This window comes from Paenibacillus xylanivorans (assembly GCF_001280595.1).
GTDB classification, from domain to species: Bacteria; Bacillota; Bacilli; order Paenibacillales; family Paenibacillaceae; genus Paenibacillus; species Paenibacillus xylanivorans.
This window is the reverse complement of sequence record NZ_LITU01000059.1, coordinates 178,412-178,992: the sequence shown is the minus strand read 5'-3', so window position 1 is coordinate 178,992 and position 581 is coordinate 178,412. Positions and strand designations below refer to the sequence as shown.

The following is a 581-nucleotide window of genomic DNA, read 5'->3' as shown; positions in this document are numbered from 1 at the left end:
GGAAAAACATTCGCTACACTTATGATGCCCAAGGCAATTTGATTCAGGAGTATCAGGGGGAGCAGTCGATAAACTATGCCTATGATGCGTTTAACCGGACGATTCGAGTCGAGCAAGCAGATGGCGGTGTGGTACAGCACGGCTACGACCCGGAAGGCTTGCGAAGCAGGATCGATACGAACGGAACTGTACGGCATTTCGTGCATGACGGCTGGAATGTCGTCAATGAGCTGGATGAAACGGAGCGGGTGCAGTCATCCTATATCCGTGGTCATGAATGGCTAACACAACTGGATGATCAGGGCGATGTGGCTTATTATGTAAATAATATCCACGGTGATGTGACCCATCTGACCGGATCACAGGGCCAGATTCTGAACGCGTACACCTATGATGCCTTCGGGAACATGCTATCGGCAAGAGAGGAACGCAGCAATCCGTTCCGATATGCGGGAGAAATGCAGGACGTCCTGACGGGACATTACTATCTGCGCGCCCGGTTTTATAACCCGCTGATCGCGCGATTCACGCAGGAAGACACGTATCGTGGAGACGGTCTGAACTTATATGCTTATGTGGCT

At 51.3% G+C, this 581-nt stretch carries 1 protein-coding gene; it reads left to right on the top strand.

Going from position 1 to position 581, the window contains the following annotated elements; all coding sequences use genetic code 11:
* The coding region (locus AMS66_RS13815; protein ID WP_201782172.1) for an RHS repeat-associated core domain-containing protein at positions 1 to 581 on the top strand (581 nt) is incomplete at both ends.